Here is a 16,195-nt window from a genome sequence, read left to right as displayed (position 1 = left end):
CAATTCCAGAGGTGGTGCAGTTCGCACCACTCCGGCAGCAAGCGAAGGTGTCATTGACGCCCGTGGTATAGTCCCCCGGCTATACCACGTCATTTTTTACGCATCATGCCAGAATCCTCATCCTAAGCAACTTTTAAATTCGTCCCAAATGGCGCTCAAGCATTGATGAGAATAGCTATTTGCTTTCTTTATTACCTAACGTAATGAAATGTATACCATGACGTATGAAGCAAATTCATGCCTTGAGATGAGTAGAAACCGCTAACCTTTATCCAGAAACAAGATATGAGATAAACGCTAGCCTTGTGCTTCGATAAATTGAGTGGGGGATACACCAAATCGATGTCTAAATCGCTGGCTAAAGTAAGAAGGGTCATTGAACCCACATTCAAATGCGACATCTGATACTTTTTGTCCTGCCAATAAACGACGACAAGCATGATCCAAACGAATTTCCGTTAAATATTCTGTAAAGGTTCGTTCTGTGGCCGATTTAAACCGACGTTGCAAGCTACGCTCAGACATATACATTTGCTTGGCCGCTGCTGCAGTCCCAAACTCGGAATCAGAATAGTTTTGAATAACCAGTTCCTGAAGCTTTTTAATCCATTTATCATCAGTTTGAGAATTTTCCAAACCTGAATCAATCATCTGATCAATCGAATTTTCTTCCAATTGATTATCTTTTGGCCAAACAAATTCCGTAAGCTGTAACCCTTGTGAGCTGTATCTACGGAAACTCCCGCCACTTTCCATCACCAAGGTACCGATTTCATTCCAAACTTCTGGGAAACGAAGCAAAGCACCTTCAGTGTGTTGAGCTGGCTCTGACATAGAGAATATGACACTTTCCTTCTCAAGACGGTAAGTCATACCTATCTCCTGACCTTTACTGCAACGACGAATCAAGTTGTCAATGAGCAGATTAAATACCCGATCTAGGTTTGAAATATAAAGGGTAATGTAGGAATCGTCTCTTTGTTCTAAATCCGTTTTGATAACTATTTCAGCGCTGTTAAGCTCGTCTTGCCAACCATCCAATACTGACTTTACTATGAGTGGCAAGCTGTAAGTGGGCAATGTGCCACTGCTCATAGCTCTATAGTTAAGAAGTAAGTCAAGTTCATGATTCACGTATTTATATAGACGTTGTTTTCCCTTGTGGTCATCGACTCTGATGTTAGATGAGAAACTTTTCATTCTTTCTTTTAACGCTTCGATCAACTGACGATAGATAATTCGGCGAACTTGTAACTGCTTTCTCAAGCGTTCATTGTTAGTTAAAAGAATCCGGCTTTGATGGCGTAATTGATTCGTTTTCAGCGCTATTTGTGATTTCAGTATCTTGTTGGTTCTTGCCGTCATACGCGAGCGCCAATTAATTAAGATTAGTGTCAATACAATAAATAAGACTAAATAACACAAAATAGCGTATTCTCCCAGATACCAAGGCACATCTACTGAAAAAACAAACTTTTCTGTATTCGCGACGATTTGTCCATTACTCACCGCCCTGACCTCAATAACATAATGTCCAGGCATTGGGTGGACAAGGGTTAAATGTTGCCCTGGTAATGTCATCCACCGACCTTTCTCGTTTAAGCGATACTCAAGCTCAAAATGAGATCTGTAGGGAAGGATACCGAACTGAAAAGACAGTGAATCGCCAAATTTTGTATGAAGTGGCTCCAGTAACCCACCTATTGAATGTCGATTCTGATTGATTGCTACTTCACTAAGAACAATTCGTATTTTGGGCGCTGTGCTGTTGATGAGTTTTGCAATGTCTGTAGAGATAACTGTATCATTGAAATCAAGTAGGATACTTTCATGTTTGGATGCTCCCCCGATAGCACAAAGCCCAGCTTGAGATTTATAGTGAATATGACCAGAAGGTATCGCATAGTGTTCAACAAGCTGCCCTTGTCTAGAATAACGTGTCAATCCAATGGATGAGGTTAACCAAAGATAGCCGCCCGCATTGGATAAACAGTTTAATGCCATGTTGGCGCTCATCAAACTTAACTCTTCAAGGCGTAATCGATTCGTATCGAGCAAAAAAGCACCAAAACGACCCGCAACACCAAAGATCCCCTCATCGATGTGAGTCATACTCACAATAGCACCAAACGGCTGTGATTCTGTCATGTAATAAACTTGACCGGGGTCAACAACATACACACCATGGTCCGTCCCCAGTACTAACTTATCATTGTTATCGACACTGATCTGTTCTAACTGACTATCTTGATCACGATGACTCATCCAGTCTGAGCCAAATTGCAATAGCTCCCCATTACTGATATTTAGGCGCCATATCCGATCTACACTCGCTCCCCATATCCTCCCCTGAGCGTCAATAGTCAACAAATCAGCTGAGAGGTTATTGAAAAAACTGGGAAATCCATCCGACAATATGTCCCCAGAGGAGCTATCTATGCCTACAATATTCTCATCGGTCGCTAACCAAAGGACGCCATTATGTTCAACCACATCTTTAATCTTCCCTTCAAAAATCATCGCTCGTGAAGCTGGATTGCCAAGATTCAGTTTGTAAAGACCAGAGTCAGTAACAAGCCAGTAACTATCTTTTTGGTTCGCATATTTAAGCCGTAAGAGCTTGCTAGATGTCGATTGCAGATTAAATAAGTAATCCGGCAAGCGATTAAAGTAATAATAAGGTTCCGAAAAAGAGTAGATTCCTGAATCACTAGCGACCCACACTTCCCCGTAGTCGTTGTAAAGAACAGAATGGACTTTTTGCCCACTAAATTGCTCTATCGACTTAGTCTCTCCTGCATAAGTACCGCGAAAGATAAATAGCTCCAGACCAGTATTGTTCGCGATCCAATAGCCTTTGGGCGTTTCAGCAACACTTAGTACACCCCGATCCGACATTTTCCGGCTCGGTAAATCGAGATCCTGCATATCAAGAATAAAGGAGCCTGAATCACTACCCACAACCAATTCATGGCGAACTGAAGAATAGTGAAGTACTGAAATATTTTCATTGCCATACCGACGCAAGTCATGAAAGTTTTTGTTGTTGGAGTCAAACATATAAAGACCAACATTGGTGGCAACAATCCAATTATCCCCTATGAGTTCCGCATCATTGATCTTAAGCTTAGAAAACTGACTGTATCGGTCTAATTTATCAAGTGAATAGGATGCAAAATCTTTACTATCGACCTGATAAGTATAAAAACCTGTCTCATCTGCAACCCATACATTACGGCCTGATACACCAATGTTATTGATCTCTGAAGCAGGAGAAAGACTAAAGACTAATTCTTCTGGTTGTCCTGGAGAAAAACGATAAACCTCATGCCCTGCAAATGACCAAAATGCATGATTCAAAAAAGCTAAAGTAAGGGGGCTGGAAAAAACCGTCGGTTCGTAGAAAGGTAAAACATTGTGCCCATCAAAAAATAGCAATTGACGGTTATGATCTTGCACCCACAGCCCATCATTTGCATCAGAAAAAAGTGCTTTGGTGACAAAGACTTGTCCTTTTGCCTTCGTTGGCATGGAATGAAAGAGTGGCGAAAATAACTCGTCAGCCATAGGCAGGCGAGCTAAAAATAATAGTACTAAAAAGCAAATTGCCCTTTTCACCGCACATTCCTTTGCGCTGTTACCACATCGAGTTAAATTAAAGGCTCAAAGATGTAACCTTGCTCCAATTATCAATAAATCAGTCATTTAATTTATTGATTATTATATGGAAAATATCTTATTCACTATTAATAAACAAGATATTGATTCCAAAAAAAGCACTCTAATGACAACAGAAGCAATGAACATCATTAAAAAGGGAAAAAATCGCCTATTCGTTTGCTAAGCAGGAGACAAAGCTATCGGTAATCGATTGAATAAAGTTGAAGTAACTATCTGGGCCGATAGCGGTTTCTGAACCCAACGGATCAAGTTGACCGGTTTTTGCTCGACTTCCCCGAAGCACTGACTCGATGACAGCGGGGGAAAACTGCGGCTCGGCAAATACGCATTTTGCTTCTTCCTTTGCCAACGTTTGCTTAATTTCAATTAACGTCTTAGCACCCGGCTTTCTGTCTGGGCTTACCGTAAATTCACCGATATGGTTAAGACCATAGTCTTGTTCAAAGTAACCGTATGCGTCGTGAAATACGTAGTAACCCACTTTTTTAACAGGCGCCAGCTGCTTACGCCATTTCTTGTTAGACTCGTCTAACTTGCTGACAAAATTTGTATAATTAGTTTGATAAACTTTCTCGTTAGCAGGGTCTAACGCGCTAAGCTTTTCACTTATCGACTTAGCTACCTGAATACTTTGTTTCATTCCCAACCAAAAGTGAGGGTCGTGGTTCCCGTGATCATGGCCATCATGACCATCATGACCATCATGACCATCATGATGATCTTCTGGTGAGTAAGTTCTAAGGTCTACATCACTTAACTCACTGATTGTCAGGACATGATTATTTGTCTGTTCCAATATTTTTTCTAGGAATGGTTCTAGATCATGGCCATACCAAACAATAAGATCAGCCTTCTTTAAGCGTTTAACATCCGAAGGCTTTAAAGCATAATCATGCGGAGATGTCGTTGAATCGAGCAATACATCAGGCTCAGATACTCCTTTAGTTATTTCAAACACAATCATTTGAATAGGTTTAATACTGGTCAATACTTGAGTTGCATTGACACTGCCGACAAGAAGCAGAGACAGCAAAGGAACAAAAAATTTCATGAATCAATTTCACTCATCTATGGTGTTAGAGTTGGACGGATGTTACATTATAACAATACAGTTTTGCAAATGAGTCCTATTCATGTCGACATTAGTCGAGCTACAACAAGTCAGCGTTCAATTTGGAGAGCGTAAGGTTCTAGATGAGGTAAGCCTCTCTATTCAAAGGGGGGAAATTACGACTCTAATAGGACCAAATGGTGCAGGAAAGTCCACCTTGGTAAAAGTGCTTTTGGGGCTTCAAACCGATTATCAAGGAACGGTCACTAAAGTTAAGGGGTTGAGAATCGGATATGTACCGCAAAAACTCAAGCTTAACGAGTCTCTTCCTTTGAATGTTCAGCGCTTTATGAAGCTTGCAGGTAAATATAGCATCCAAGAATTAAGAGAAGCGCTCAACCTAGTTGGAGCGGAACACTTAATTCACGCGAGCATGCACTCACTATCTGGTGGGGAAAACCAACGTGTATTGCTCGCAAGAGCATTGCTTCAACGCCCTGATTTATTAGTCCTCGATGAGCCCGCACAAGGTGTCGATGTTCAGGGACAGATTGATTTATATGAACTTATCGATACCATACGCCACCGATTCCAATGTGCTGTTTTTATGGTATCCCATGACTTACATCTCGTCATGGCTAAAACGGATGATGTGATTTGTCTACACCATCATATTTGTTGCTCTGGCGCACCTGCTGATATTACTAAACACCCAAGCTATATTGCTCTGTTCGGCACAACGAAAAGCGAATCTCTAGCATTTTATCATCATCAGCACAGTCACCATCATCATGATCTCGCAGGCGATCCTGTTTCAGGAGAAGCGGCTACCTGCTCAAATCACTCACACGGCCATCACCATGATTGAATTTTTATTACCTTCAGCCCTTGCGGGGTTAGGCATTGCATTTATCTCAGGTCCTCTTGGATCTTTCGTGGTTTGGCGAAAAATGGCGTACTTTGGAGATACATTGGCTCATGCTTCACTGATGGGACTAGCTTTAGGCTTTTTGTTAGACATCAATATATATTTCGCTTTAACCGTATGCTGTTTAGCACTAGCATTCGTTTTAGTTGCCTTACAGAAACAAAAGTTGGTCGCAACAGATACGCTGTTGGGGATTCTGGCACACAGTGCTCTTTCTTTAGGTCTCATTGCGGTCAGTTTTCTCGACAACGTCAGAATCGATTTAATGAGCTACTTATTTGGCGATTTACTTGCCGTTACGCCAATAGATCTTATTTATATATTTTCTGGAGTGCTTATCGTTTGTGGCATTCTCTGCTACTTTTGGCAACCATTGCTTACGACCACAGTGAACGAGGATCTTGCCGCAGTCGAAGGGCATAATGTCGAACTCATGAGGCTGATTCTAATGATCTTGGTCGGACTCGTTATCGCAATTGGAATGAAATACGTGGGTGCTCTTATTATGACCTCACTTCTAATCATACCTGCAGCAACAGCCAGACGCTTTGCTCAAACTCCTGAGCAAATGGCTGCTATCGCCTCTGTGCTAGGTTCAATTGCGGTCATATTAGGATTGAGTATGTCATGGCACTATGACACTCCTGCTGGGCCTTCTGTGGTCATCAGTGCTGCAAGCCTATTTATGCTGGCTCAGCTTTATCGAACTAAAACAGTATAACGGATATAAAAAAGGCTGATTTTATCCATCAGCCTTTTAAATATAAAATTAAAGCAGGCCTTATGCCCCTTCGTTGTGCAGCTCTAGATTAGCAAGATCTTGCTGTATTTCCCTTTGGATTTTGGCATCATCACTACGCAAAGACGCAAGGAAATCGAGATACTTCTGATCGATATCACCCGTCACATAATCACCATTAAAAACCGATGTATCGAATTTGGAGATCTCCTTATTTCCACTTCCCACCGCTGAAATTAGATCTTCTAGAGTTTGAAATATAAGCTCATCGGCTCCTATCTGCTTACAAATTGCTTCATTATCTCGACCGTGGGCAATCAATTCATTTGCGCTTGGCATGTCAATGCCATAAACATTTGGGAAACGCACCTCAGGTGCCGCAGAGACCATAAAGACCTTCTTAGCTCCTGACTCTCTCGCCATTTCAATAATTTGCTCAGAAGTTGTACCACGCACAATAGAATCATCAACAAGTAACACATTCTTATCTTTAAACTCAGAACGAATGGCATTGAGCTTACGGCGAACAGACTTTTTACGTTGCTGCTGGCCGGGCATAATAAATGTCCTGCCCACATAACGGTTTTTCACAAATCCCTGACGATAAGGCTTATCTATCGCATGGGCTATTTGCAAGGCAATATCACACGACGTTTCTGGTATTGGAATAACAACATCAATATCCAAATGACTGTACTCATCGTGAATACGCGCCCCAAGCTTTTTGCCCATTTCTACGCGGGCACTGTATACCGAAATTTTATCGATAAAAGAGTCAGGGCGTGCAAAATAAACAAATTCAAAGATGCATGGATTGAGTATTGGGTTATCAGCGCATTGTTTCGCGTGTAATTGTCCATCAAAAGTCGCGTAGATCGCTTCCCCTGGTGCAATATCACGAACAAAATCAAAACCGACCGCATCCAAAGCAACGGATTCTGATGCAACCATATATTCATTCTGGCCATCCACCTCGCGCTTTCCTAAGCAAAGCGGACGGATACCATTTGGATCACGAAATGCAATCATACCGTGGCCTATGACCATGGCTGTCACCGCGTACGCACCTTTGATAGTCCGATGTACATTAGTAACAGCTCGAAAAACATCGTCAGCGGTTACATTACCCTTGACTGAGTCAATCTCATGCGCCAAAACGTTCAAAAGGACTTCCGAATCTGACGTGGTATTGACATGACGTCGATCCTTTTCAAACAACTTTTCACGAACTTCTGCCGCATTAGTAAGGTTACCATTATGAGCAAGAGTAATTCCGAAGGGAGAATTAACATAAAAAGGTTGCGCTTCTGAAGCACTTGAGCTGCCAGCTGTGGGGTAACGAACATGGCCTATACCAACTGTCCCTTGGAGACGTTGCATATGCTTGGCTTCAAACACATCTTTTACTAAACCATTGGCTTTTCTCAAACGAAAACGATTGCTTTCTATGGTACAAATACCCGCGGCATCTTGGCCACGGTGCTGCAATACAGTCAACGCATCATAAATAGACTGGTTTACAGGCGTTGCACCCACGATTCCAACAATACCACACATGTCCTAACCCTCGATTTGCGACAATGACTGGCACACTACTGTGCACCAGATAAGAAACTCGATGTAGCTTGTATATGCTCAAAAAAAGGCGCAATGACACGGCTAAACTCCGGTACCAACTGCGAGCCTTTCCACCACTCTGAATCTGAAAACGACGTAAACGTATCCATAAAAAACAAAGCAGCAGACACAATGAGAACACCTCTCAAGCCACCAAAAACAACGCCTAACACTCGGTCTGTTCCGGACAAACCTGTTTTTTCTACTAGTTGAGCAATAACATAGTTAACTATAGCGCCTACAACTAATGTCGAAACAAACAATGCGGCTATCGCTGCTCCATTGCGAAACATGTCATCTTGTATATTGGAAAAGTATACCGCTAGCTTAGCGTAATACTGACTGGCAATAAAAAATGCCCCAAACCAAATAACCAGAGACAGTGCTTCTTTTGTGAAGCCGCGAACTAAACTGATCACCGCCGATAGGCCGATCACACTTAAAATGACAATATCTAATGAATTCATAGGTTCTAACATCTTAAGTTGGCGCGCATTTTAACAGAAAAAACGCTGACGCAAACGTTTTCTTATGGATTTAGTGGTTTAAATTTGAGCAACTGACCTTTGGAGCCAGTAATTTTGTCCAACTCTATCAGCTGACGCTCAAGTTTACTCTTAGAAACATCAGGCCCAATGATCACTCGTGTAAATCCATTCTCGAGTTTTGTATGCGCCTGATATCCCCTCTTTTGCAGATCTTTAACGACATTTTTTGCATTTTCACTATTCTTGAGTGCCATTAACTGGATGATCCAAGCACTGTCCGCATAGTCATTTTTCTCAGGAACCTCTTTTACCGCAAAATTTAATTGCTCTCGATCCTTAACCGAGGCAGGTTGTGGCGTTTGGACAACCTCTACTGGTACTTCAGGTAAGCTCGCAGAATCATCAACAGGTTCACGTACTTCAAAACTTTCCACTGTACTATCAAGCTCGGGTTTTATAGGAATGCTAGCCACATCTTCCGTGTAATGCGTTTTTTTGCCATCCAGAACATCAGGTAACACAATGACGCCAATAGCAACCAGTACAATGGTTCCCATTAAACGGTTTTGAAATTTGCTCGCCATTTACTCTCCTCGGCTCTGCCAATAATCAAGTACTTCTCCAACCGTATGGAATGACCCAACAACCAAAATTACATCATCCTTTTCAGATTCGATCATTGCCGCCTCAAAAGCAGCTGTAGGGGTAGAAAATTTTGTAACATTGTCTGGTAGAAACCGACATAAATCGTCGATACGAGCCGCTCTAGGCCCAGTTAGAGAAGCTGGATACCAGTAATGCGCTACAGAAGATAAAATGTTTAAGGTCGCTTGGATATCTTTATCACAAAGCATCGCAACTACAATTCGTACCTTCTTATTGAGGTATTTACACTGAATTTGCTCAACGAGATATTGCGCCGAATGGGGGTTATGAGCCACATCAAGGATAACACTTGGATTATTTTGCAGAATCTGCATTCTTCCTGCAAGCTTAGCAAGCTTTAAACCGTTGACGATATTTACATCGGATATGTCTAAATTAGCGGTTGCTAAGGCCATTAGAGCTGTCGCAGCATTTTGCAAAGGCAATGAAGGAATAGGAAGTTGCTCCAAGTGATAAGAACCATGATTCCAGCTCCAGTTATTCTCATCTACCATCTGGTAGCCATATTGAATGCCAACCTGATACAATTCGGCTCCTATATCGTCTGCGTGAGCTGCAACCGTCGATGGTGCCTTGGGCTGACCACAAATTGCAGGTCTTCCACTACGATAAATACCCGCCTTTTCAAAGCCAATAACCTCAATATCGTCTCCAAGCCAATCAACATGATCTATCGCTAAACTCGTGATTACTGATACATCATGATCAACCACATTAGTGGCATCCAAACGGCCACCTAATCCGACTTCAAGTAAAACAACATCAACACATTCTGTTTGAAAAATTCTCAAGGCAGCCAGCGTACCAAACTCGAATAAACTTAGGCTGATGTTCCCACGATGTCTCTCGATATAATCAAAAGCGAGGCTATGTTTTTCGTCCGCCAGTTCTTGTCCATTAATGCGAACACGCTCATTGTAGCAAATAAGATGTGGTGAGCTGTAGACTCCGACAGTATAGCCAGCGTCGAGAAGAATGGCTTCCATTAAAGCGCATGTCGAACCTTTACCGTTGGTCCCAGCAACCGTAATCACAGTTTGTGCTGGCTTAGTGAGGTTAGTAACTTCAGCGACAGCCTGGACACGTTCGAGGCCAAGATCGATAGCAGATGTATGGATATTGGCTAAATAATCAAGCCACATCGAAAGTGGAGATGTGGCTTGAGGAATTTGGTTTTGATTCATCTAACTTAAACCAAGTAAGTGTGGTTGTTTGTTAGTGACTACTTTACCCTTTTTCATCCGCTTCTGGTACAGAATAAGCGGCTTCATTTTGTGAACCATTTATAGAAACAACAAGAGGCGAAGGCTTATTGGTCATTTTTGCAACCAAACTACCAACACGCTGACGCATTTCTCTGCGATCAACAATCATGTCAATAGCGCCATGATCCAACAAAAATTCACTACGTTGGAAACCTTCTGGTAGATCTTCTCGTACTGTCTGTTCGATAACGCGACGGCCTGCAAAACCTATCAATGCTTTGGGTTCACCAATATTGACATCACCTAGCATGGCTAGGCTTGCTGAAACACCGCCCATAGTAGGGTCTGTCATAACAGAGATAAATGGTAGGCTGTTTTTAGACAAACGCTCAAGTGCCGCACTTGTTTTAGCCATCTGCATCAAAGACATCAAGGCTTCTTGCATACGCGCACCGCCACTGGCCGAAAAGCAAACTAAACCACATTTGTTCTCAATAGCAGCATCGACAGCACGAACAAAACGAGCGCCAACGACAGATCCCATCGATCCCCCCATAAAGGAGAACTCAAATGCACAGGCAACGATCGGCTGCCCTAGGAGCTCGCCTTTCATAACAACCAGTGCATCTTTCTCACCGCTGCTCTTCTGAGCCGCAGAAATACGATCTTTATATTTTTTTGAATCTCTAAACTTAAGCTTATCTTGCGGCTCTAACTCATCCGCGAGTTCCACTCTGTTGCTCTCATCCAGAAATGTCTCTAGACGGCGACGCGCAGACATACGCATATGATGGTCACATTTGGGACATACTTCTAAATTACGCTCTAATTCAGCATGATAAAGTACCTGTTCACATGAGGTACACTTAGTCCATACCCCTTCAGGGATAGATGCTTTGCGAGAGCTAACGATGTTACTTTTTTCTAAAATCTTTTCAAGCCAACTCATGGAAGACCTTTTCTCTAACTTGCCTCCACTTTAAATGAAGGACAAAAAATTCTCAATTTACGCGAAAGGATTAAAGCATATAAAATGCCAAGTGTAGACAAAAAACTGGTTGTACCTATTTGCTACACCGCCCTTCGAACCCTAAAGAACTGATTAGTTCGACAATTTATCACGATTTAGTTCAAGTTGTCTGGCAAAAATAGTGGCCCTAATGGTGACTGAGGTAATTCAAATTGCTCCGGATAGTCAACATCAACTAGATAAAGCCCTTGCGCTTTTGCTGTGGCTCCAGCTAACTTGCGATCCTTTGCTTGTAACAGCCACGCAATCCACTCTGGAGGCTGCTCTCCTCTACCAACACAAATTAGGCTACCCACAATATTTCGTACCATATGATGAACGAACGCATTAGCTTTTATATCAACCACAACATATTGGTCATGGCGAGTCACATCAAGGTGTATGACGTTTCGCCAAGGACTTCTAGATTGACAATGTACCGCACGAAAAGAGGTAAAATCGTTTTCACCAAGTAGATATTGGCCAGCCTCATGCATTTTTGCGACATCCAGTTCACCGTGATAGTGACTTACACCTGAAGATAAAATGCCAGGCCGCAGAGTACTGTTAAAAATGATGTATCTATATCTTCGCGCAGTGGCCGAAAAACGAGCATGAAAATCGTCAGAGACCTTCTTAGCCCACCTCACGCATACATCATTTGGGAGATTAGCATTTACCCCCATAGTCCAAGCAACCATTTTTCTACTCGCCTCAGTATCAAAATGAACAACTTGCCCCGTACCATGGACACCGGCATCGGTACGGCCAGCACACTGGACTTCCACCGAATGATTGGCAACTACAGTCAATGCTTGTTCAAGCTTTTCTTGAACACTTTGCACTTCCTTCTGCCGCTGCCAACCAAAGTACTGACTACCACTGTACTCAATACCTAATGCAATTCTCATCAGACTACTCTCTTCGAAAGTTGGCCGAGGAGTATATACATTTTGACACAAAATGGTAAGAGTCTCGGTATTAGTTACTGCTCGTTATCCGCGGCCATTGATAGCATCAATCAAATTCTTAGCTTCACGACGAATTTCATCACTGCCATCGACAATGGCCTCTTCTAGTAACTTGATTGCCCCTTCTGGGTCATTCATCTCAATATAAATTTTTGCGAGGTCAAGTTTACCTGCTGCCTCGGCGTTATCGTCAACATCAATATTTTCTGCATCACCAATAACATTGGGGAAATCACCAAGGCCAACATCAAGCTTCAGGTCCTCATCCTGTATATCTTGCTGCTCTTCATTTTCAACTTCAGCCATGAGCTCTTCAATACTTCTAAATTCACTTTCATCAGGGGTAAAGTCTTCGAGTTGCTGTTGATCTTCCCAATCTTCATCTAAAATTTGCGCTTGCTCAGGACGATTACTTTCATCCCAAATTCCTTGTTGATCCTCTGGAATATCATCTGTAATTTCAGCCTGTTGATCAGGAGAAAGTGTGAACCCATTCCAGTCTTCTCCTCCGACTTCCAGCATAGCTTCGATATTTAAGCCTGCACTGTCGGATGTTATTGAGTCAGGAGACTCAAAATCAAAACGACCTTCGAGCCTGACATCATCCTCAGAAAGCAACTCATCAAAAGCCGCTTCATTATATTCGTGATTAGCAAGATCTTGCGCTGCTTCAGAAGGAATTTCACTTAAAGAAGGTAACTCAAGTTCATCAAGTTTGAAATCTTGGAGGCCATCGTCTGGCTCTGGCTCTGGCTCTGGCTCTGGCTCTGGCTCTGGCTCTGGCTCTGGCTCTGGCTCTGGCTCTGGCTCTGGCTCTGGCTCTGGCTCTGGCTCTGGCTCTGGCTCTGGCTCTGGCTCTGGCTCATCAATGATGTCTATGTCTCTATCATCTGTGTCAACAGAAAAAGATTCCTCTGAAGCCTTCTGCTCGGTAGGCGCTTCTCCATATTTAGGGATATCCAAATCTGATAAATCAAGAGAAACTTTCGCTCTCTCATCGCCTAACTCAGCGACGGCATCCTCTTCGGTAAACTCAGGCAGCTCTGAATCATCAAGCTCAAGCGCATCTTCTTGGGGCTCTGGCTGCGCGTCTGGCTCTTGCGCTTCCTCAGCATCGCCTAACTCAGCGACGGCATCGTCTTCGGTAAACTCAGGCAGCTCTGAATCATCAAGATCAAGCGCTTCTTCTTGGGGCTCTGGCTGCGCGTCTGGCTCTTGCGCTTCCTCAGCATCGCCTAACTCAGCTGCCGCATCCTCTTCGGTAAACTCAGGCAGCTCTGAATCATCAAGCTCAAGTGCTTCTTCTTGAGGCTCTGGCTGCGCATCTGGCTCTTGCGCTTCCTCTACATCGCCTAACTCAGCGACGGCATCGTCTTCGGTAAACTCCGGCAGATCTGAATCATCAAGCTCAAGCGCGTCTTCTTGAGGCTCTGGCTGCGCGTCTGGCTCTGGCGCTTCCTCTGCATCGCCTAACTCAGCGACGGCATCGTCTTCAGTAAACTCAGGCAGCTCTGAATCATCAAGCTCAAGCGCATCTTCTTGAGGCTCTGGCTGCGCGTCTGGCTCTTGCGCTTCCTCTGCATCGCCTAACTCAGCTGCCGCATCGTCTTCGGTAAACTCAGGCAGCTCTGAATCATCAAGCTCAAGTGCTTCTTCTTGAGGCTCTGGCTGCGCATCTGGCTCTTGCGCTTCCTCTGCATCGCCTAACTCAGCGACGGCATCGTCTTCGGTAAACTCCGGCAGATCTGAATCATCAAGCTCAAGTGCTTCTTCCTGAGGCTCTGGCTCTTGTGCTTCCTCAGCATCGCCTAACTCAGCTTCCGCATCCTCTTCGGTAAACTCAGGCAGCTCTGAGTCATCAAGCTCAAGCGCGTCTTCTTGGGGCTCTGGCTGCGCGTCTGGCTCTTGTGCTTGCTCTGCATCACCTAACTCAGCTGCCGCATCGTCTTCGGTAAACTCTGGCAGCTCTGAGTCATCAAGCTCAAGCGCTTCTTCTTGAGGCTCTGGATGTGCGTCTGGGTATTGCGCTTCCTCAGCATCGCCTAATTCAGCCGCCGCATCATCTTCGGTAAACTCAGGTGACTCTGAATCATCAAGATCTAGCGCATCTTCTTGAAGCTCTGGCTGCGCATCTGGACCGATATCATCGTTTGATAGTGTGTCTCTAGTATCTTCCGTCAGCCAATCATCATCCTGAGGTATCCCAAATTCATTAGGAATGGCTTCAGGCATCGGAGCAACAAACTCAGCAACCTCTTCAGTATCTGGCTCATCGAATGCCTCTGGCGACTCATCGAGAGCCTCGGGCTCAAGACCGGCATCTTCATCGAGTGCAGCAAGCGCTTCAGGCTCAGCTTCGATGGGCGCATCAGAAGGCTCCACCATCTCTGGCTCATCGAAGGCCTCTGGCGACTCCTCGAGAGTATCGGGCTTAAGATCAGCGTCTTCATCAAGCGCAGCAAGCGCTTCAGGCTCAGCTTCAGTGGGCGCATCAGAAGACTCCGCCATCTCTGGCTCATCGAATGCCTCTAGTGACTCCTCGAGAGCATCGGGCTCAAGATCAGCATCTTCATCAAGGGCAGCAAGCGCTTCAGACTCAGCTTCGATGGGCGCATCAGAAGACTCTGCCATCTCTGGCTCATCGAATTCCTCAGGCGACTCCTCGAGAGCATCGGGCTCAAGATCGGCATCTTCATCAAGCGCAGCGGGCTCTTCTGGCTCAGCTTCGGTGGGCACATCAGAAGACTCCGCCATCTCTGGCTCATCGAATGCCTCTGGCGACTCATCGAGAGCCTCGGGCTCAAGATCAGCATCTTCATCAAGGGCAACAAGCGCTTCAGGCTCAGCTTCAGTGGGCGTATCAGAAGACTCCACCATCTCTGGCTCATCGAAGGCCTCTAGCGACGCCTCGAGAGCATCGGGCTCAAGATCGGCGTCTTCATCAAGGGCAGCAAGCGCTTCAGGCTCAGCTTCGGTGGGCGTATCAGAAGACTCCACCATCTCTGGCTCATCGAAGGCCTCTGGCGACGCCTCGAGAGCATCGGGCTCAAGACCAGCATCTTCATCAAGCTCAGCAAGCGCTTCAGGCTCAGCTTCAGTGGGCGTATCAGAAGACTCTGCCATCTCTGGCTCATCGAAGGCCTCTGGCGACTCCTCGAGAGCATCGGGGTCAAGACCAGCATCTTCATCAAGCGCAGCGGGCGCTTCAGGCTCAGCTTCGGTGGGCGTATCAGAAGACTCCACCATCTCTGGCTCATCGAATGCCTCTAGTGACTCCTCGAGAGCATCGGGCTCAAGATCAGCATCTTCATCAAGCTCAGCAAGCGCTTCAGGCTCAGCTTCACTGAGCGCATCAGAAGACTCCGCCATCTCTGGCTCATCGAAGGCCTCTGGCGACTCCTCGAGAGCATCGGGGTCAAGACCAGCATCTTCATCAAGCGCAGCGGGCGCTTCAGGCTCAGCTTCACTGAGCGCATCAGAAGACTCCGCCATCTCTGGCTCATCGAAGGCCTCTGGCGACTCCTCGAGAGCATCGGGGTCAAGACCAGCATCTTCATCAAGCGCAGCGGGCGCTTCAGGCTCAGCTTCGGTGGGCGCTTCCAAAGACTCTGCCATCTCTGGCTCATCGAATGCCTCTAGTGACTCCTCGAGAGCATCGGGCTCAAGATCAGCATCTTCATCATGTGCAGCAGGCGCTTCAGGCTCAGCTTCGGTGGGCGCTTCCAAAGGCTCTGCCATCTCTGGCTCATCGAATGCCTCTGGTGACTCCTCAAGGGTATCGGGCTCAAGATCGGCATCTTCACCAAGGGCAGCAAGCGCTTCAGGCTCAGCTTCACTGGG

The 16,195-nt window shown here is 44.9% G+C and carries 11 protein-coding genes; 2 read left to right on the top strand and 9 right to left on the bottom strand.

Features of this window, described 5'->3' with window-relative positions:
* Nucleotides 1–297: 297 nt before the first annotated feature.
* Together QQK21_RS06100 and znuA are read right to left on the bottom strand one after the other, a co-directional pair.
* Nucleotides 298–3,618, bottom strand: coding sequence for an AraC family transcriptional regulator (locus tag QQK21_RS06100; protein WP_284191307.1), 3,321 nt, complete (start codon nucleotides 3,616–3,618; stop codon nucleotides 298–300).
* Between the two features lie 211 nt (nucleotides 3,619–3,829).
* The gene (gene znuA, locus QQK21_RS06095) at nucleotides 3,830–4,732 is read right to left on the bottom strand and encodes a zinc ABC transporter substrate-binding protein ZnuA (RefSeq protein ID WP_284191306.1); all 903 of its coding nucleotides are present in this window, start codon (nucleotides 4,730–4,732) and stop codon (nucleotides 3,830–3,832) included.
* A gap of 82 nt (nucleotides 4,733–4,814) precedes the next feature.
* Between znuA and znuC the strand changes: the two genes are divergently transcribed.
* Nucleotides 4,815–5,600: a zinc ABC transporter ATP-binding protein ZnuC gene (znuC, locus tag QQK21_RS06090; protein ID WP_284191305.1), complete on the top strand. Its 786-nt coding sequence runs from the start codon at nucleotides 4,815–4,817 to the stop codon at nucleotides 5,598–5,600.
* Nucleotides 5,593–6,381 carry a zinc ABC transporter permease subunit ZnuB gene (znuB, locus tag QQK21_RS06085; RefSeq protein WP_284191304.1) on the top strand — a complete coding sequence of 263 codons (789 nt, stop codon included), beginning with the start codon at nucleotides 5,593–5,595 and terminating at the stop codon, nucleotides 6,379–6,381. Before znuC ends, znuB begins: the two co-directional genes overlap by 8 nt.
* Nucleotides 6,382–6,441: 60 nt before the next feature.
* Here znuB and purF read toward each other — a convergent pair whose 3' ends face one another.
* From purF to QQK21_RS06050, 7 genes are all read right to left on the bottom strand, one after another.
* On the bottom strand, nucleotides 6,442–7,956 hold the full coding sequence (gene purF / locus QQK21_RS06080) for an amidophosphoribosyltransferase (RefSeq protein ID WP_284191303.1): 1,515 nt from the start codon (nucleotides 7,954–7,956) through the stop codon (nucleotides 6,442–6,444).
* Nucleotides 7,957–7,991: 35 nt separating this feature from the next.
* On the bottom strand, nucleotides 7,992–8,483 hold the full coding sequence (locus tag QQK21_RS06075; RefSeq protein ID WP_284191302.1) for a CvpA family protein: 492 nt from the start codon (nucleotides 8,481–8,483) through the stop codon (nucleotides 7,992–7,994).
* Nucleotides 8,484–8,545: 62 nt separating this feature from the next.
* Nucleotides 8,546–9,088 (bottom strand): SPOR domain-containing protein, encoded by a 543-nt coding sequence (locus QQK21_RS06070; RefSeq protein ID WP_284191301.1) that lies wholly within the window; start codon nucleotides 9,086–9,088, stop codon nucleotides 8,546–8,548.
* Nucleotides 9,089–10,354 carry a bifunctional tetrahydrofolate synthase/dihydrofolate synthase gene (folC, locus tag QQK21_RS06065; protein ID WP_284191300.1) on the bottom strand — a complete coding sequence of 422 codons (1,266 nt, stop codon included), beginning with the start codon at nucleotides 10,352–10,354 and terminating at the stop codon, nucleotides 9,089–9,091.
* Between the two features lie 43 nt (nucleotides 10,355–10,397).
* The gene (accD, locus tag QQK21_RS06060; RefSeq protein WP_284191299.1) at nucleotides 10,398–11,324 is read right to left on the bottom strand and encodes an acetyl-CoA carboxylase, carboxyltransferase subunit beta; all 927 of its coding nucleotides are present in this window, start codon (nucleotides 11,322–11,324) and stop codon (nucleotides 10,398–10,400) included.
* Nucleotides 11,325–11,500: 176 nt separating this feature from the next.
* Nucleotides 11,501–12,295: a tRNA pseudouridine(38-40) synthase TruA gene (gene truA, locus QQK21_RS06055; RefSeq protein ID WP_284191298.1), complete on the bottom strand. Its 795-nt coding sequence runs from the start codon at nucleotides 12,293–12,295 to the stop codon at nucleotides 11,501–11,503.
* Nucleotides 12,296–12,379: 84 nt separating this feature from the next.
* Nucleotides 12,380–16,195, bottom strand: a 3,816-nt coding sequence (locus QQK21_RS06050; RefSeq protein WP_284191297.1) for a FimV/HubP family polar landmark protein, incomplete at its 5' end; no start/stop codon positions are given.

Source organism: Vibrio zhanjiangensis (assembly GCF_030161235.1).
Lineage (GTDB): Bacteria > Pseudomonadota > Gammaproteobacteria > Enterobacterales > Vibrionaceae > Vibrio > Vibrio zhanjiangensis.
The sequence above is the reverse complement of the archived record's forward strand: the minus strand, read 5'-3'. Positions and strand labels throughout refer to the sequence as shown.